The organism is Sphingobacterium sp. GQ94 (assembly GCF_059758715.1).
Genome location: NZ_JCAXEC010000011.1, coordinates 33973 through 52335 on the forward strand (window position 1 = coordinate 33973; position 18363 = coordinate 52335).

Annotated in this window: 12 protein-coding genes; 3 read left to right on the plus strand and 9 right to left on the minus strand. The window is 38.7% G+C overall.

What is annotated here, in order from left to right:
• Window positions 1–4: 4 nt before the first annotated feature.
• The 4 genes from AC6CHH_RS11120 to AC6CHH_RS11135 form a co-directional block, all read right to left on the minus strand.
• Window positions 5–3664 (minus strand): TonB-dependent receptor, encoded by a 3660-nt coding sequence (locus AC6CHH_RS11120; RefSeq protein ID WP_498282800.1) that lies wholly within the window; start codon window positions 3662–3664, stop codon window positions 5–7.
• A 12-nt stretch (window positions 3665–3676) separates the two neighbouring features.
• Window positions 3677–4840 carry a FecR family protein gene (locus AC6CHH_RS11125; protein ID WP_498282802.1) on the minus strand — a complete coding sequence of 388 codons (1164 nt, stop codon included), beginning with the start codon at window positions 4838–4840 and terminating at the stop codon, window positions 3677–3679.
• A gap of 50 nt (window positions 4841–4890) precedes the next feature.
• Window positions 4891–5457, minus strand: a complete 567-nt coding sequence (locus AC6CHH_RS11130; RefSeq protein WP_498282804.1) for an RNA polymerase sigma-70 factor — start codon at window positions 5455–5457, stop codon at window positions 4891–4893.
• Window positions 5458–5668: 211 nt separating this feature from the next.
• Complete coding sequence (locus AC6CHH_RS11135; protein WP_498282806.1) at window positions 5669–6643, minus strand: metallophosphoesterase family protein; 975 nt, start codon at window positions 6641–6643, stop codon at window positions 5669–5671.
• A 179-nt stretch (window positions 6644–6822) separates the two neighbouring features.
• Between AC6CHH_RS11135 and AC6CHH_RS11140 the strand changes: the two genes are divergently transcribed.
• From AC6CHH_RS11140 to AC6CHH_RS11150, 3 genes are all read left to right on the plus strand, one after another.
• Entirely contained in the window at window positions 6823–7482 is a 660-nt protein-coding gene (locus AC6CHH_RS11140) for a peptidoglycan recognition protein family protein (RefSeq protein ID WP_498282808.1), read from the plus strand.
• Window positions 7483–7728: 246 nt separating this feature from the next.
• A complete protein-coding gene (locus tag AC6CHH_RS11145; protein ID WP_498282810.1) occupies window positions 7729–10152 on the plus strand; it encodes a TonB-dependent receptor domain-containing protein in 2424 nt (807 codons plus the stop codon).
• A 1-nt stretch (window position 10153) separates the two neighbouring features.
• Window positions 10154–11356, plus strand: coding sequence for a PepSY-associated TM helix domain-containing protein (locus AC6CHH_RS11150; protein WP_498282812.1), 1203 nt, complete (start codon window positions 10154–10156; stop codon window positions 11354–11356).
• 238 nt (window positions 11357–11594) lie between these two features.
• Here AC6CHH_RS11150 and AC6CHH_RS11155 read toward each other — a convergent pair whose 3' ends face one another.
• From AC6CHH_RS11155 to AC6CHH_RS11175, 5 genes are all read right to left on the minus strand, one after another.
• Window positions 11595–12167, minus strand: a complete 573-nt coding sequence (locus tag AC6CHH_RS11155) for a TMEM175 family protein (RefSeq protein WP_498282814.1) — start codon at window positions 12165–12167, stop codon at window positions 11595–11597.
• An 85-nt stretch (window positions 12168–12252) separates the two neighbouring features.
• The gene (locus AC6CHH_RS11160) at window positions 12253–13452 is read right to left on the minus strand and encodes a TIGR03862 family flavoprotein (protein ID WP_498282816.1); all 1200 of its coding nucleotides are present in this window, start codon (window positions 13450–13452) and stop codon (window positions 12253–12255) included.
• 368 nt (window positions 13453–13820) lie between these two features.
• The gene (locus AC6CHH_RS11165) at window positions 13821–13982 is read right to left on the minus strand and encodes a hypothetical protein (protein WP_498282818.1); all 162 of its coding nucleotides are present in this window, start codon (window positions 13980–13982) and stop codon (window positions 13821–13823) included.
• A 107-nt stretch (window positions 13983–14089) separates the two neighbouring features.
• The gene (locus tag AC6CHH_RS11170; protein ID WP_498282820.1) at window positions 14090–15217 is read right to left on the minus strand and encodes a clostripain-related cysteine peptidase; all 1128 of its coding nucleotides are present in this window, start codon (window positions 15215–15217) and stop codon (window positions 14090–14092) included.
• Between the two features lie 215 nt (window positions 15218–15432).
• Window positions 15433–18300: a hypothetical protein gene (locus tag AC6CHH_RS11175; protein WP_498282822.1), complete on the minus strand. Its 2868-nt coding sequence runs from the start codon at window positions 18298–18300 to the stop codon at window positions 15433–15435.
• Window positions 18301–18363: the final 63 nt, after the last annotated feature.

The following is an 18363-nucleotide window of genomic DNA, read 5'->3' on the forward strand; positions in this document are numbered from 1 at the left end:
AACATTATAGATTTAACATGACACCAAAAGAAAAGGTCTTACCCATTGGGTAACTACGAAGATCTCCGCGATCATCGGCAGAAGCAGGTGAAGAATAATTCACCGCGCCTCCAGCTTGTTCGGGATCCAAATATTTGGTCAGACCACCAAAGCTCCAGGTCAGGATATTTTCACCGCTAAAGAAAACCCGGAATTTATCCAGCTTAACTTTTTGCGTCCAGGCTTTAGGTAAAGTATAGCCTACACTAAAATTCTTCACTCTGATATAACCCAAATTCTTCAAATAATAATCATTGAGTTCATACAGTGATCTACCAGAACCCAAAGAGGAATAACCACGATAGATTTGGGGATAGGTGTTCTGTGTTTGTTCTGGAGTCCAAGCGTTGTCCACCATGTCTTTACGAATGAACGATAGATAAGGCCTTTGGTAAGATCCCCAATATAAATCACCTGTTGGATACCAATCCTGACGTGCAACACCAGCTACTGCTATGGCCATATCAAAATCCTTCCAGCGCATATTTAGGTTCAGCCCAAATGGAAACTGTGGCATGGAATTACCAATGCGTTGCAAGTCACCATGGTTCTTCACTGTGTTGTCTCCTTTGTCTATTTTTCCGTCCTTGTTTAAATCAATGTACTTGATGTCCCCTGCCCGCAAATGATTCCATTCACTGTTTTGCATAATATTAAGGATATCGTTATATACCATGGACAGATTATTCTCCGGATTTTCAAATGAATTCTGATAATCTAGGGCTTCTTGATCGCTTTGAAACTGACCATCCACGTGGTATCCCCAGATCTCTCCGAGTCGTTGGCCCTCATAATAAGAACTTAAGAGTCCTTGAGAATTATTATAACGTGTAATGATTCCTTTGAAATTCGAAACATTTGCAGATACATTAAAATTAAAAGGAGAACCCGCTAAATCAAATTTGTCCTGGTAACTCAAACCAATTTCATAACCAGTATTCTTTAAAGAGGCGTAATTTTCTTTCGGTTCATTTGCCCCAAATACAGCAGGCAAAGGCTCCCCTGGTAAATACATACCTTCCACATCTTTACGATACCAATCAACATTCAAGAACATTTTATTGTTTAATAGTCCAATATCTGCACCTAGATTGATACTTTTTGTCGATTCCCAGGTCACTACATTGGGAAGTGGTCCGGGAGAGGAAGCGTAAATCAATTGCGATCCATTATTTAACCAATTCGACACCCCAACAGACATTAACTCTTTGAAGGTATTGACATCCACCGTCTGATTCCCTAATTTACCATAAGATCCTCTGAGTTTAAAGGCTGACACATAAGGACGTATTGGCTGCCAGAAATTTTCCCGATCGACTTGCCAGCCCAGCGACAAGGAAGGAAATAATCCCCAACGGCTTGTGCTTGGAAAGCGAGAGGAACCATCATAGCGTCCATTTACCTCCAAGAGGTATTTATTGTCAAAATCGTAATTCAAACGACCAAAATAGCCTTGAATAGCCCAATTTGTTGCCGATCCGGAGATCGAGTTCATCACTGTAGCAAGGGATAGATTCGACAGATCTTCGATCAATAATTCATCTCCTGTAGCCGCTACACGATCTCTATCAAACATTTCCTGGTTGTAACCTGCCAGAATTTTCAAGTTATGCTTTGAACCAATGCTTTTGGCATAGGTAGCAAATAAATTTAAGGCATTGTATTTATCCTTCCAGCGGTATTCGCTTAAACGGTTAAGACCAACAGTGGTGTGTGTCAATTTATTACCAGCCAGATACTCGAAGGGATTTAAACGGAAAGTACGCGAGGTATTTTCAATTCGATTGCTGTAATCAAAATTAATTTGCAAACCTTCGATGGGTTTTGCAACTACCCTGAATGTATTGGTAAATTCTTCATTATTAAATAAACGCCAGGTTCTTCCTGAATGCATACCGGCACTACCTCCTTGGCCTCCGGTCCCTGTACCTATATCGGTAGGAACGCCATCCACCATAATGGGATAAAACGCCATTAAATTGTACCAGGTTGTTGTACTCCACAATCCCCCAAACCCGTTGGAATACCCTCCATAATCTTTATCCTGTTCATTGATAAACTGAATATTATTGGATACCTCTAGCCACGAATTGGGTGTGAAGACTAAATTGGCCTTCATATTCTGACGGTCCATATTTGCATCTTTATTGATGTTATTGATGCTCTGACGCTCATAGATTCTTCCCGAAAGATACCCCTTCAATTTATCACCTCCCCCTGAGATGGAAATGTTGTGAAAGTTAGAGGCTTGGTTCTTTCTAAAAAGATAATCCCACCAGTTCGATTTGTAAAATAGTTTATTGGTACCGTCGTTTTGCAACTCATGGAACGGTTCAATTTCTCCACGGGCAACCATTTGGATCGTCTCCCAATCCATCTCATTGTAATTGGTATAAGAGGTTCCGTTATAACCGTATAAAGCTGCATCCACGGTCTTGCCGTAAACATAAGGATCTGTAATGTAATCCGTTCTAGCGGTTGGAGTAGTCCAGCCGAAATTATTGGTATACGCAATAGAAATACTTCCTGATTTACCGGTTTTAGTGGTGATTAAAATAACGCCAAAAGCGCCACGAGCTCCATAAATGGATGCCGAAGCCGCATCTTTTAAAACCGTAACACTCTCAATATCACTTGGATTAACCCTGGTAATATCACCCTCGATTCCATCAATTAATACCAATGGACTTCCTCCGTTAATTGAATTGAAGCCGCGTACATTGATGTCCGGCGTTTCAGTAGGATCACCATTGTTCATCTGGATATTCAATCCTGGCATTAAGCCTTGTAAGCTGGCAGCGATATTCGCATCAGGACGCAAAGCAATATCTTCGGCATTTACTTGAGAAACTGCTCCGGTCAGGTGCGCCCTTTTTTGAACGCCATAACCCACCACCACTACTTCGTCTAAATCACTAATTGCTTCCTTTAAAATAATCTGTAGTGGTTGTTCAGTTGTCGCTTGTAATTCCTGTGACTCATACCCTAAGGCACTAATTAAAATACGGTTACTTTTCACTGCACTTTGAAGACTAAAATAACCCCGTTCATCAGTAGAGGTGGCTAAATTGCTGTTGAGCAGGGTAACGGATGCGCCTAGCACAGGTTTATTGTTTTCGTCTTTCACGTACCCCTGAATCAAGGACTGCATTTGTATATCGGGTGATGACAACTCTGTCCGGGTTTTAATAAGGACCATGTTATTCTCGAAAAAATAAACCAATCCTTGAGGCGTTAATACCTTATGAAGAACCTCTTTGATATCTTTATTTTGCATAGAGACATTCATCGGTTTGAGATTCTTCACCTGGGTGTTGCTATACAAAAAATCATACTTTGTTTGATTTTGTATATCCTGCAAAATATCATGTAGAGTTGCTTGTTTGGCATGCACAGTTATTTTTTGTCCGAAAGTAGACGCGCTAAGCTGTAGCATGGATCCGAGTAACAACATCGAAACCAGTTTCATAATTAACAAAATTTTGTTAACCCCTAGGTTCTGGGAATAGGGATTTTTGGTAAAAAAATGATACATTTGATTAGTATAGGGTAAATAATTCACTGTTAATAAGGTTTTTATCCATACAAAATAGCGGGAGCGTTGCCGCGCTTCCGTATTTTTCATTTATTTAGGGTATTAATTTCTTACGAATACCCTCCTTCCTCTAATTTCAAATTTCAGATTTGAAATTTTTTCTATTCCAGCCAACACATCTTTTAAGCTTCTACTGCGTTGAATAGAACCTGTAAAAAATTCATTGGTATTACTTTCATAAACGATTTCCTCAACAGCATACCAGTTCATGATATCCTTCATAATTTCTTTAATTCCCAAATTAGAGAACCTAAAGTAACCCTCTCTCCAAGCTAATACTTCACGAAGATTTGCCTTATTTTTCCCAAGAACACCAAGGGAAGAAATCGTTGCTTGTTCTCCCGGCATTAATTGCAATTCACGACCTTTGGCAGATACATGCACCAAGCCTTCTACTAAACTGGTATTCGATCCAGTGCTTGATGGATAGGACTTGATATTAAACTGCGTCCCATAGACCTGGATGAGTTGATCAGAAGTTTTCACGCTAAACATTTTCTCTTTGTTATGCTTGACATCAAAATAAGCCTCACCGATAAGTTCACAATCACGGTTAGCTTCGTTAAAGCCCGCGCTCAATTTAAGTCGAGAACTGGAATTAAGATGCACCTTTGTTCCATCGGGCAACAACAAACTATAACTGACCCCTCTTTTTGTCGAAAATTCATGAAATTCATTTGCCTTAGGTTTAAGGGCATTGACAAGCGAAATTTTAATCAGATTATCTTCACCTTTTGAGAGTAGCACGCCATCATAATTGACTTGCTGTTGAGCAATGTCTTCCAACTCTAGTTGCGTTCCATCAGCGAGTCTAATGGCTCCCCCCTTGTCCTCCGTTAGGCTAGAAACGACATTCTCTGAGCTGGAATTATTCTGGCTCAAAAGACGATCATTGGATGAGTTGCTCCAGGGATAAAGTGAAATCCCTAAAACGAATAGCGCACAAGCCGCAACCCCTGCAAGCGTATAAAGATTAATCCGTTTGATTTTTCTGGAAGATTTAAAGCGTTCAGATTGAACAAGTTTCTCAAAAGCAGGTTGACTCGAAAAGTCATCCTCCTGGGGTAAAATCTCCTGTTGATCAATTTCCTGCTCAAGCAAATGCTCATACCGATCCAATGAAGAAAAAAATTCACGGAGCTCCTGTTGATCAATGGAATTGTTTAAATATTTTTTAATGAGGTATTTGAATCGTTCTTCTTGCACTTTGAATATTTAGTCTATATCTCTTAGTACACATGAAACCAGAGAGAGGACTATAAGAAAAACAAAAAAATATATAGATAAAAATAATCTGCCTTTTGAAAGACGTTGCGGAGGGTTTTTAAGGTTTGAACCATGTTATTTTTAACCGTATTGGGTGAAATACCCAATTCATCGGCAATCTCCTTATGTGATTTTCCTTGTTCTCGGCTCATCAGCCAAACCTGACGTTGCCTTTCTGGCAACCGTTCAACAGACCGTTGAAGTAAAAACTGGATATCCCGGAGGTTTGATCTAGAATCCTCAAAAGAATCATGGATATGATGGATCAATTCCTGTTGGTAAGCCAAATCATATTTAATAGTTCGCAGCTGATTAAAACAAAGTCTCTTGGCAATCACATATAGGAATGGCCAAATTTCTCGACTGAGATCCAAATCACTTCGGGTAAGCCATAATTTTAGAAAAGTTTCCTGAACAATTTCTTGCGCCAGCTCTTTATTTTTTAAAAGTTTTACGGCTAAACTGTAAATACTTGGGCTGTAAGCTTCAAATACCACTTCAAAAGCAGAAAGATCTCCCGCTTTTAAATTAATTTGTATACGCTTGCTTACCTCCATTAATTGAAATCTTTGAAAAGCTCAAAACTAAATTGGCACAAATTTAAAATTCTAATATTAACCTGATGTTAAGTATTGAGATTAACAGGTTTTATTGGTTATCTATGATTAGAAACTATTTACAAAAATAGAAATAAAAAACTAAAAGCCTAGAGCAATCCTTTGTAAGGGAGTAAAAACCGTTTTCCCGTCTTTATCCAAAACCAGGACATTAATCTATTCGTTCAACATGGCCGTTAAATCCACGCACTTGCTCAGGTAAATTACGGATGTTAATTTGTGAATGGTCTCTGGCAATATATCCTTGGATTTTGGCTTTTTTAACACGCGAGCTTCTAGGAATTTCAATAACCGCATAGGATTTATACACAGGGCCATCATGTCCTATAAGTCCACGCGGACCTCCTCCTAAACACCCCGCATGCAGGAGCGTTACCTTTTCCTTGGAAGCTGGATAAAATACATGCTGGTGACCTGAGATATACATGTCAACCCGGTGGGTCTTAAAAAAGGAAAGTGTTTGATCGGATTCCTGCAGAACCTCTCCCATTTTATTTTTAGCCTCCACGATCGCATAAAGGGGTAAATGCCCCATAACGATTCTTCCACGAGCTTTTTTTGCACTATTTGACTCCAATTGTCCTTGCATCCAGCGTTTTACCTGATCAGGAATGTTGGAAGAAGAGGCATCCCAGCTGATGATAAAAATATTGTTTTTAATGTATGAAAAGTAATATGGAAAATGCTCGTCATCGATAAAGGTAAGGCCAGTCTTTTGCTTATTTGCTATCCAGAAACTAGAGGCGGCCTTGCGGTCATTGGTGTAATTCGGTGAAGCATCATGGTTTCCCAATGTAAAGCCAAATGGTAAACCGCGTTCAGCAATGGGATCTAGCACATCCCGTAAAAAACTAGCCCACATCGCATTCAATTGGTCTACCGTTAAGGATTTCTTCTGCCCGGCAACCATGTCCCCCGCGCATAAAACAAGGTCAGGTTCTAGACGATCGATTTGTTTAACAACATCGTGTACCTGCTCACTGTAAGTCAATGAACCGTAACTATCGTTTAAATCCGAGATTAGCAATATCTTTAAAGATTCATTACGACGCTCATCCTTAAGTGTTTGAGCAAAGACCCCAGAATTTATAATAACTCCAAAAAAAACAAAAATAAACACCTTCATAAAAATGTGAACTTAACCCGAGAGCATTAACTATTTCCCGGAAGAACGAAATTTGCTATAAAGTAACCGAAAAAAAAGCAAACCAACGAGTGCATACCGAGTTGATAATTCACAATTTAACGTATCTTGCTTATAAACTCCCCACGCTCTAAAGGTCTGGGAACTTATATCTCAATTTTATGAATTTGTTACCTTTATTCTTGATCCTCTGTATGTTGTTTTTTAGCGGTTGTGCGCTCAAAAAAGAAAAATCGCAACCAGCCTCATCTTACCATTCAAAAACCAATCAACCCCTCACACCAAAATTAAAACAGGTGAAAATTATGCCCAGAAGCAGCTGGAATGCACAACAAGCACGCCCATTTAAAAAGCATAAACCGGTTCGTATAACCATCCATCATGAAGGGGGAAAAGTTTTAAAAAAGAGCGATCTGGCTACCCAAAGGTTAAAAAACATACAAACTTGGTGCATGGGAAGCGATAGAGGATGGACGGATATTCCCTATCATTATTTAATAGCACCCGATGGAACCGTATATCAAGGTAGAGATCCATTAACAGTTGGAGAAACCAATACCGATTATGACCCCAGCGGACATCTCTTAATTTCTTTTTTGGGAAATTACAACCAGCAAAAACTTGACGAGCATCTGCTCCAAGTTCTGACCCAATTAATTGCCGGCTTCTGTGAACAATATGCTATCTCTGCTGAAACTATTGCAACCCATCAAGACTATTGCGGAACCACCAATTGTCCTGGGGAACATATTTATACCTATTTTGAAAATGATTATGTTAAAAATAAAGTAAAAGAAATCCTGAACTCCAACGGACTTTAGAGTAACATCTCTCCGTCCAACTCTTGAGAAATCTGCTCTTCTTTTTTCACTGCGCAAAGAACTTATTGATGCACTAAAGCATCCGATAAGATTTGATCAACTCCTCTCTTATTCTCCTATCTCTTAAATTCTTTACATTCTATAGAATTTCATTGTACTGATAACCAGGTTATTATGCAAAACTTAAATTGCTTGTTTTTAATTAATCTAAATAAGATTTACATTTGACAGACAATTTTAAAACAAATGAAAAAATATATACTAAGCAGCATCCTGATGTGCATCGCTTTTTTTGCCCAAGCACAAGTTCATGTTTCCGGTAAGATACAAACAGAATATTTGGAGCCTCTAGCCGGGGCAACGGTATCTTTAGACACCTTAAACCTAAAGGTTCAGGCCGATCAAGATGGGGCGTTTTCTTTTGATCTCCCTCAGAAGGGCAATTATACGCTTCACATCCAATACCAGAACAAGGAAGTCTATGCTCAGGCCTTCAAAATTCAAAGCAAGGATCATTATATCGGACTAATCACCGTTAAAACAAATCAAATTCAAATGGAAGAGGTCCATGTGACAGGCTATAAAACACCGATGGTCTTGGAAAAGCCGACGTATAATGTTGCAAAAATTCCGTTAAAAAATCTTGAAAATGCCCAAGTATATAGCGTCATTGATCGTAAACTTTTAGATCAACAGCTCATTTTCACTATTGATGAAGGGGTCCGAAATATCACCGGGCTTCAAAATATATGGAACGCAACCAGCCGATCTGGGGATGGAGGAGCCTATGTAAGCCTAAGGGGTTTTGTTTCTTCCAATACGTTGAGAAATGGTTTAGCAGGCGGGATATCAGGAACGGTTGATGCGGCAAACTTGGAGCGTTTGGAAGTATTAAAAGGCCCTTCAGGAACCCTTTTTGGAAATGTACTTGCTGGGTATGGTGGGATGATTAACAGGATTACAAAAAAAGCGCAGAATTACAACTTTGGTACGGCTAGTTTATCCGGGGGATCAAATCATTTATTCCGTGGACAATTGGATCTAAACACTGTTTTAAACAAACAAAAATCGGCGTTATTCAGAGTAAATGCAGCCTATAACACCGAGGCCTCTTTCCAAAATAAAGAACTAAATACTTCGTATTTTTTTATTAGTCCAACTTTTACCTATAGCCCAAATCCTCGTACTCATTTAACCCTAGAGGGGGAGTATACCCGAGGAAAGAGTAGCAACCTAGGACAAATGCTTGGCTTTTATTACCACAACACACAATATGGAGTAAGATCCATCAAAGATTTTCCAATCGATTATAAGACATCCTTCCAGGGTGATGGTCTGGAGCAAGATTATAGAAATCTAAACCTCTTTGGCAGTTTAGATTATGAGCTTTCTGCTTTTTTAAAATCAAGCACTAATATTTCATATTCCAAAAATTATTCTGATGGATTTGGGGCCTATTATTATTTTCTTCCAAATTCAGCGATATCGGAAAATCCGCAGGATATCGGCGCCGACTACCTAACTCGTGCTGATCAATCAACTACCGAGAGTCAGAAAAGTTACTTTCAAATTCAACAAAATTTTAATGCAGATTTTAAAATCGGTTCCATGCGCAATAGAACGGTTCTTGGCTTGGATTTTCTACGGGTAAAAGATGATCAGTATTTTTATGGCAGCACCTATGATGTCATTGATTTAAGAAATACTGGGTTCGATTTGTCTGGTTTTAATGGACAGAACATGTCCGATAAATACGCCAAAGGCGAAATTGACTTTACTTATCCGATGGACGGGACCACTGAAACCTATAGCGCATATATTGCGAATGTTCTAGATATAACCCCCAAGTTAAACTTTATGGCTGGATTAAGGGTAGATCATTTTGACAATACGGGAGGACTCCTGGGAGCTGTTGAATCTGAAAAATACAATCAAACAACATTATCACCAAAATTTGGTTTGGTTTACCAACCCATTAAGTCAATCTGGTCGATTTTTGGGAGCTATCAGAACAGTTTCACCAATAAAGGAATGTATATGGCCGAAGGAGGTGTGAGCAAAAGTGCAGTTCCAGAACACGCCAATCAATGGGAATTTGGCTCGAAAGTCGAGCTTCTCGGGAAACGCTTGAACGGAACAGTATCATACTACCATGTGAATGTAGAAAATGTTTTACGTGGAATTCCAACCAGTACAACCGGGGAAATGGTTCAAGACGGGACCCGTTTGAGCCAGGGGGTCGAGTTAGAGATCCAAGGAACACCAATCAACGGATTGAATATACTAGCCGGTTTTGCCTTTAATCATTCGGAATACATCAAAGCGGATGCAGATGTTCAAGGAAGACGTCCAGGCACAGCAACCTCCCCCTATTTGGCGAATTTTTATGCCAGTTATAGCATATTGAATGGACCTGTTAAAGGTTTGGGTCTGGGAATAGGCAGTAATTATGCCAGTGCGTACGATGTGGTTAATTCGGTCAGTTTGGGTACCATCGAACTGCCTGAATATGTACTGATCAATGCCAATGTCTTTTACGATTATAAAGCAAAATATCGTCTAGGAATAAAACTAGATAACCTGAGCAATCAGAAATATTGGATAGGCTGGGGTAATGCCGTTCCACAGAAACTAAGATCTTTCTCCGCTAACCTAACCTACAACTTCTAGGATGTCAAGAAAAAAGAACCTTTTCACCAAACTTATCGGCAAGATCCATTTGATATTGGGTCTGACGGTTGGCAGCATTGTTTTAATTGCCTCCATTACAGGATGCTTGTATGCTTTTCAAAAGGAAATAGACACCTTTTTTAGAAAGGATATCATCTATCATCGTGAGCCAGATGTCCAAGATAAAAAGGTGCTTCCTTTAGCCACTCTGGAGAAAAATGTTATGGCTTATTCCAAGGAGGAGTATCCGGTATTTTGGGTGGAAATTCCCTTGGATAAACAAAAATCCTATATCTTCACCTATCTGGAGATGGATGAGAATGCTTGGAATTATTTTGATGAATTCGTGTGTTACAAAACCGTCTACATAAATCCGTATTCCGGGAAGGTCTTAAAAATGATTAATGAAGAATTAAACTTCTTTCATATTGTAAAATACATTCATTATAGTCTGCTACTTCAATCCACCTGGGGTAAATATATCGTCGGTATTCCTTGTCTGATTTTTATCGTGATGTTGCTCTCGGGCCTGTATCTATGGTGGCCAAAATCACGCAAAGCCATAAAACAACGATTCTGGTTCCGCTGGAAAAATGTAAAAAACTGGAAGCGTAAAAACTATGATTTACACAATATCCTGGGATTTTATGTCCTTCCTTTTGCGCTGGTGTTGACCATTACGGGAGCCTTTTATTCCTTCTTTTTTGTCCAAGGTTTAATCTTTTCTGCATTCGCAAAACCAGGCGAGACCTTTCCGGATTATTCCGCTTATATCCGCCCGATCGATCAACAGAATTATCAATTGGAGATGTTGGATAAAATCAGTCAGCAGGCCGCTGAATTGCATCCCCTGGCCTCAAGCTATTTTATAACATTTCCTTACGAACACCTAGAACATACGCATCCGGAACATCCATACGAAGTGTATATCAAAGAGTTGGATCATTCCTATCACATCAGTCATATGATGTTATTTGACCCCAATACAGCTGAGTTACTTAAAAGCGTAAACTACAAAGACAAAAGCTTTGCCCACAAGGTAGTGGATGCTAATTATGATATACACATTGGAGCCATTGGAGGGATTTGGGGAAAAATACTCGCCTTTACAACCAGTGCAATCTGTGCCACACTACCCCTGAGCGGCTTTATGATTTGGTATGGTAGAAGGAAGAAAAAAAGAAAGAAAAATCTAGAAAGCTAAACGCCAATTTGCCAATTAAGCACTTATCTGAGTCGGCCCTGGGTACAATCATGGCCAGGGCTGACTCAGGCAAGTGAACACAGATCCTTGAAAAATATCTTGGTGCTATGGAACAAAAACAGCGCACTAATATAGCCTCGTTTCACACGTTTTATTCAGTCATGAAGTATTTATTCACTCTGGAGAATAAATTCAGAGACTCACACGCTGCCGCAAACAACCGTATCGAAAATAAAATCTAAGCAAGTATTTTCTCAATTCGTTTGTCTGGAATAATCCATAACATGGCGATCACAAAATATATCAAAATACCAATCGTAGGATATACAATGGTTGATCCGATACCCAATAAGTAACCCACAATGGAGAATAGTTCTTTTCGTTGGCTACCGATTGATTTGGCCAAGGTAGATTCTTTTCCTTCAAATTTTAACGAGACTTTTTCAACAATGGTAAAGGCGATGCTGCTCATCAGCAAGATTGCTCCATAAATTGCGACAGGTGCTTTTTCAGTATAATGTTCCCCCATCCAACCTGTTGCTACAGGCAACAATGACAACCAAAATAAGAGGTGAAGATTTGCCCAAAGGACAGCCCCATTGATTTTAGTGATCGCTTGAAATAGATGATGATGGTTATTCCAATATACTCCGACATAGACAAAACTTAACACATAATTCAGAAGTTTTGGGAATACAGGAATCAGATTATGCAAATCATATCCAGTGGGAACTTTCAATTCTAGAATCATTATGGTTATAATAATCGCTAATACGCCATCACTAAATGCCTCTAATCGTCCTGTTGTCATCGTTATTTATTTAAAATTAGGTATTGCTATTACCGAGAACAATTTACGAAATTTAGGATGATTTGCAATAGACTTGACGACTTGCTTAATCCTCATTTTCAGCAAAAGGCCGGCCTGAGTAATCTTGTTTAATGTGATCAGCAACCCAAACACCGCAACTAAAACAAGCCTGCAACAAGTAACCACCGGTTGGCGCCTCCCAATCTAACATCTCCCCAACACAATAAACATTCAGGTATTTTTTCAAGGCCAAGGACTCGTTGAGTTCATCAAAAGGTACTCCCCCAGCACTGGAGATAACCTGATCAACGGGTCGAAAAGAAGTAACCTGAATAGGAAAATTTTTAATGGTGTAGGCTAATTTCACAGGATCGAGATAGGTTTGTTTGTCCAGGAATTTTAATAACCTAATGCCCGTCTGGGAAAGATTTATACTATTTTTAAGAACCGCTGCAATATTGGCCTTACCCTTTAATTCCTTCTGAATACCCTGGATTGTATACGACGGTTTTAAATCAACAAACAAGGTCAGAGGGAAGGATTGATCACGGATGAAACGATTCATATAATATACCGGAGATCCCTCAATTCCATAGGACGTAAAGACGATCTCTCCATGTTTTAATGTATCCAAAAACCTGATTTGACAATTTTTCAAAATCTTACCGGCCAACTCAGAAAAATCAATTTGCGTATTAAGCCCTGAATTTGCCGGGGTGAGTTCATTCACTCCAATCTGTTTTGCCCGCAACAAATCCACCCATTTGCCGTCTGAACCCGTTTTAGACCAAGAGCTTCCTCCTACGGCTAGAATAAGCTTTTTATACTTTAAGGTGGTTAATTTCTGTTGATGCATAAAAGTTAGCGATGATTCATCAAAATTAATCATTCGATAGCCATAATGAATCTGCACGCCCAGATCAGTTAGTTTACCCAGAATAGCCTGCAGGACCGTTATTGGTTTTATTCCCTTTTGGGGGAAAATTTTCCCAGAACTTCCTACATAAGTAGGAATACCCATTTCCTTTAACCAAGCGATGGTCGATTGATTATCAAAATGTTTGACAATTTTCTGTATCTCAAGCCTGTCATAACGTTCCAGAAACGTATGGATATCTTCACTATGGGTCAGGTTAAATCCACCATGACCAGCCACCAAAAATTTTCGGGCAGCGGCCTTATTTTGTTCATAGATATCAACCTTGAAACCGCTCAAAGCAAGTCGCCAAGCCGCTATTAGTCCAGCAGCTCCAGCTCCAATGATACTGATTGGTGGTTTTAACATCTGACAAAAATAGAGAATTATTTTGGACCGCTTGGAATCCCGATTTTCGAGCTTTAGAAATACATACTAAATAACTATCCGCACGGGAGTTGCAACCACTAGTTATAGTAATTCAAAACAAAAACATGAATAGAGCTTGGGAGATGACAATGGAGTATATGTATTGTTTGTCCGGGAAACGGGTTTAAAAGTAAAACCCACTCCTTGGAATGGGTTTTACTAAGTTCAAGAAAGCACTTTTTTAACCACTCTCCTGAGCTACCCTAATCATCCACTGCAAGATGAATGTTCAAAATGAATGAGTTTTTCAAAAATTGCCCCTAAGAAAACAGGTGTCATTCAGGTTAAAAACGTATAAATTCACTAGTCTATTTATAAATTTTTATTTGCACTAAAATATTATCTTTTGTAATAAAAGATACCGTCGTATTGTTGTTGTTCAATACAGCATTCTCAAGCATGCGATCCTTGATTAACGTGATCCGCTCAATTAAATCCTGTTCGATTGTTTTTATCTTTAACTTTTTCATAGTTAATGAATTGATTTGGTTAGTATGACCCCTATGATAAATTAAAGATAGGCCAAATCAAGAATAGAAAAAATACCCTATACTAGGTATTTTACTATTTAATAGAACTAGAAAAGTTTATCAAATCCACTGTCTTTATACCATTTTAAAGTTCTGTAATAGCTGTGAACCGTGTTTTCATTTTCAGCATTAGGCACATAACAAGTTAATCCTGAATTAGTGTTAATTTCATATCCGTTAAAAAAAGCAGTATTTGCTGTATAACGGACAGTCTCATTAACGACTTTATTCAAGTTTTCGGTCCCTCCTGGAGAATAATTTTGGTTAATAAAATCCAAAAAATCGAAGGCTATTAAAGGATTGGTAAATCGATCAAAATCCATTCGCTGAATTTTATCTCTGTTTAAATCAGAAAATAAGGGGGCTTGAGTGCTTAAAATTTGCTTTGTAAGTTGGGCTATTTGAACAAGTTTTGCGGCATCGATAACGGATATGGTTGCCGATTGATATAAACCGTCCATTTCATTGTAATGTTGAAAATACTTTTGAGCGATCGAGTGATAGGCCTGCTCTCCTTTTTCAAAGAAAATATTGATGGTTTTATCGTATGGCATTCCATTTGAAATTACCTCACCCGGAGATGCAATAAAATATTTTGCCTTATCCTTTATTTCATACAAGACCTCTAAACTGGCCATAGAACATGCGTCAAAAAGAATAAAATCCAGACCAGCAGGCAGAGCCATTGCCAAATCTTTTACATCCATTTCCCTTCCTTGATCATCGCCAAAAGATTTTAACTTAATTCCCGCGGATCCTGGTGGAATCCATCCTGTAGCATGAGACCATAGAATCAGACCATACGAGGAAGCCTCAAAGTTTTGTTTTACATCCTCAAAAACGCTTTTGAGTGTACTTGGATCAGAAGAATTGTGATTTGGATATTCTTTTATTTTGATTTTGCGATCCGTTTGTTTATCCGAGTTGGAAATTTGGTATAGAGCAGGAGCTTGATTGGGTAATTTGGTATAAACAACCAAATGACCATCAATATCTCCAATACCTTGTATCATCTGCTCAATGTTTTTATACGCTTCCAATTCCAAGCTGTTATCGGCCGCCAGATACACCAGGACTGTTCTAAATTTCTTTTCCTCTTGAACAGGGTGATTCGACTTCTCACAGCTCAATAAAAAAAACACGAGTAGGCTAACGAATAGATAAATTCGGTTCATAATTACTCTAAATTAGTTATATAATTCCAGTCATTCCAGATCTTGAGGTTGTTTTTTTACAAAACTCGAAACGAATAAAGTAAACAGAAATATCAGTGTACTTATCGGAATACAAAATAAAAGTTCAGTTAATTCTTGTGACATGGTACAAAATTTAAAAAAGGGCGACATGTTATTGCCGCCCTAAAATTTAACAAACTATTCCACTTTTAATTCTAAATGTTTGGGTTAACTTTAATTTTAACCTCTTTAACAACTTCAGATTTTGTAACCGCTACATCACCAAGGTTAAACTTGTTCGTTACTTTAATCGTATAAACTAAGTAAATTGGTTGTTGTAAGTTAGCGCCTGAATTTGTCCAAACTAAATTATCTCCAGCAACACTTGCACTAGCACCTCCTTGTAGAGAGATCGTATTTCCAGCTGCATTTTCTGCACGTGTGAAGGTAACATCAGTAACACTAAATGTGTTGTTTACACCGCTGATGCCATAATCGCCGATCAATGTTGCATTAAATACATTGCTCGCAGGATTATTATTGAAGTCAAACAAAGTAACATTGTTGAAATCCGATAATTTAATTAATCTTCTTACATCTACATTCGAAGTATTCGTTCCTGAAACTTCCTTATCTTTAAATTCTTTATAAGGTGCTTTGGCAGTAATTGCTTTTACAGGATTAATGAATTTAACATTGAAGTCACGTTGAGGCAAGTCGTAAACAACACCATTTACGCTTCTAGTTACTCTCAAAATTACATCTCCATTATTCACTTTTGTACGACCAGCAAGAAGCGCTTCATTTAAGATCACCTGATCAGCTACCACGGTAATACCTGTCAATGGATTTACAACAGAATAAGTATACGTAGTTACTGGTTTAGTTGGATTACTGATTACTGTCTCAGTCCAATAATCCCATAGATCAGCTTGTAATTTCCAGTCAGCTCCAACAAGTTTACCGTTAATAATACCGTAGCTCAATGCTGTATCCCAGAATGGAGTATCCTTGGTTAATGAAGAAATTAAGTTTCCACCCACAGTCACAGTGATCGTTACTTTCACTACTGGATCAATAGAGATTGAAGACCTGTATTCACCTGTTAAAGTATACGTTCCTGGCATAACTGTATTAGCAATCATCAAATCACGTGCTGTTCCTTGTGTACTGTTATTCATGCTAGCCATATCAAAGGTAAATCCTGCTGGATTTGTTGCACTTGGCGTGAAGGTATATACAGAGTGGAAGTCAGCAGCAGATCTACTGGTTTTATTGTAAGCTGCATCTAAGGTTAATGGTGTACTCCAAGTTATTGTTTTTGTTGAACTTAAGGCACTAACAACCTGATGAGCTACCGTACCGTTAACCGCAATATCTTGAGCTACATCCTGTACAAAATTAACTTTAATAAAACGCGAACCAATTAGCTGAGGTGCTGCGTTTCCTGAGCCAGCAAAAATTTTAACACGAACCACTGCTGAATTATTAATAGCTGCAGAGTTGTAAGTGTTCGAATTTGTTGTTGAAATCTTCACAGAAATTTTACCTGTTTCCGGATCCAAAACCAACCAATCTCTTTCCTGAGCTGCCGGAGCATAATGATCCAGATCGTAACGTAAATTATAGTCGCTCAATCCGTGGTCGTCCATAGAGACAATCACATTATTGATTTGTGTACGTGCATAGAATCCATTCAACGCATCGTCTAAAACGATACCACCTGAATAATTTGAATTATTGTCTAAATTACTCTCAGCATCATTTTTAAAGTGCAAAGTGAAATGAGAAGCCGTCCGAGCATCAGCCAACACCTTAGTGTGAGCTAAAGTTGAACTTGCTGACCCAGCATCAATAAAGGCGCCTGCTGCAAAGGTAGGGTTAACACCATTTAACAACGTTACTTTATCTGTTGTTGCTGATGCATTTCTTGCTGATTTTTCGATGGTAATCTCATCTTTTTCAACAATCTCTTCTTTTGCAATATTAAACGAAGAGGCAACAAACTGCTGGTTAGAAGCCGCTTTATTATTTTTAACCTGTAGAGCAATATGCAAATCATCAGCATCTGTTGCCTTCGGGAATAACATATTTGCGTTTGTTGGTTTGTATTTTACGGTAATGTCTCCAAAAGTTTTCATCGAGGCACCTGCCGATACAAAACTAGAACTAACTGCTGCTCCTGTGGAACGGAAAGTCACTTTATCTGTATTTTGGGTTAATAAGCCCGTTGCATCATAATTTGCTGTAGCTACACCAAATGGATTTACATTATATTTAATGTTACCGTATCCTTGTAAAATTGTCATTCGTGTCGTATTTGCATCAACTACACGTGGAAAGAATACAACTGGTGTATTACTATTGGTCAATTCAGGAATTAAAGACAGGCTACTTACAGCAACGGCCTCAGTGGCTAAAAAGATCGGCGCTTGCGCAGTACCATCCGCATCCGTAATAGCGACATTGTATCCACCATCAGTTTGGATAAAGGAAATATCCCCAACTGCGGCTACTACATTTGTGTTTGCGTCATTTATAAACCAGTAATACTTGCCACCCGCACCAGGTTTAATTTCTAATTTTGCGTCTTTCCCGTTGGTACCATTTGTGCCATTTGTGCCATCAGTTCCATCGGCTCCGTCCGTTCCATCAGTTCCATCCGTTCCGTTTTCACCTTTAGCTTTAATTGTGGTGTTTACCCATGTTGCTCCACCATCACTTGAGGATTGCCACAAAGAAGTTGCTGCGTCAATTTTCCACATCGTGCCTGGTGCACCATTCGTTCCATTGGTACCATTCGTGCCGTTGGTACCATTGACAATATCATACGAGAATGTACTGCCGTCGGGTTTCTTAAAGGTAACTTTAAAACCTCCTGAAATAGCAGTAACAGATTCAACAACGTTCGTAGCTGAAATTGATTGCAATTGAGATTTTAATGTACTCAGATCAGAAGTATTCTGATCAATGCCTTGTTCAAGTCGTGTGATGTCATCATCATACTTCTTACAGCCTTCAAGCATCACTGCGCTACTGATCGCAACAGCTAAGGCTAATCTGGAGAGGTTTCTAATTTTCATATTCGATTTTTAAAATTGTTTTTCGAAAAATTAATAATTGATATATTGATTGTATTTATTTTT

What these genes read in the sequence shown, in the direction of transcription:
- AC6CHH_RS11175 (WP_498282822.1), bottom strand. Translation starts at nt 18,300, where the DNA reads ATGAAAATTAGAAACCTCTCCAGATTAGCCTTAGCTGTTGCGATCAGT.
- AC6CHH_RS11140 (WP_498282808.1), top strand. Translation starts at nt 6,823, where the DNA reads ATGAATTTGTTACCTTTATTCTTGATCCTCTGTATGTTGTTTTTTAGC.
- AC6CHH_RS11145 (WP_498282810.1), top strand. Translation starts at nt 7,729, where the DNA reads ATGAAAAAATATATACTAAGCAGCATCCTGATGTGCATCGCTTTTTTT.
- AC6CHH_RS11160 (WP_498282816.1), bottom strand. Translation starts at nt 13,452, where the DNA reads ATGTTAAAACCACCAATCAGTATCATTGGAGCTGGAGCTGCTGGACTA.
- AC6CHH_RS11155 (WP_498282814.1), bottom strand. Translation starts at nt 12,167, where the DNA reads ATGACAACAGGACGATTAGAGGCATTTAGTGATGGCGTATTAGCGATT.
- AC6CHH_RS11165 (WP_498282818.1), bottom strand. Translation starts at nt 13,982, where the DNA reads ATGAAAAAGTTAAAGATAAAAACAATCGAACAGGATTTAATTGAGCGG.
- AC6CHH_RS11135 (WP_498282806.1), bottom strand. Translation starts at nt 6,643, where the DNA reads ATGAAGGTGTTTATTTTTGTTTTTTTTGGAGTTATTATAAATTCTGGG.
- AC6CHH_RS11150 (WP_498282812.1), top strand. Translation starts at nt 10,154, where the DNA reads ATGTCAAGAAAAAAGAACCTTTTCACCAAACTTATCGGCAAGATCCAT.
- AC6CHH_RS11120 (WP_498282800.1), bottom strand. Translation starts at nt 3,664, where the DNA reads ATGAAAAATACGGAAGCGCGGCAACGCTCCCGCTATTTTGTATGGATA.
- AC6CHH_RS11170 (WP_498282820.1), bottom strand. Translation starts at nt 15,217, where the DNA reads ATGAACCGAATTTATCTATTCGTTAGCCTACTCGTGTTTTTTTTATTG.
- AC6CHH_RS11130 (WP_498282804.1), bottom strand. Translation starts at nt 5,457, where the DNA reads ATGGAGGTAAGCAAGCGTATACAAATTAATTTAAAAGCGGGAGATCTT.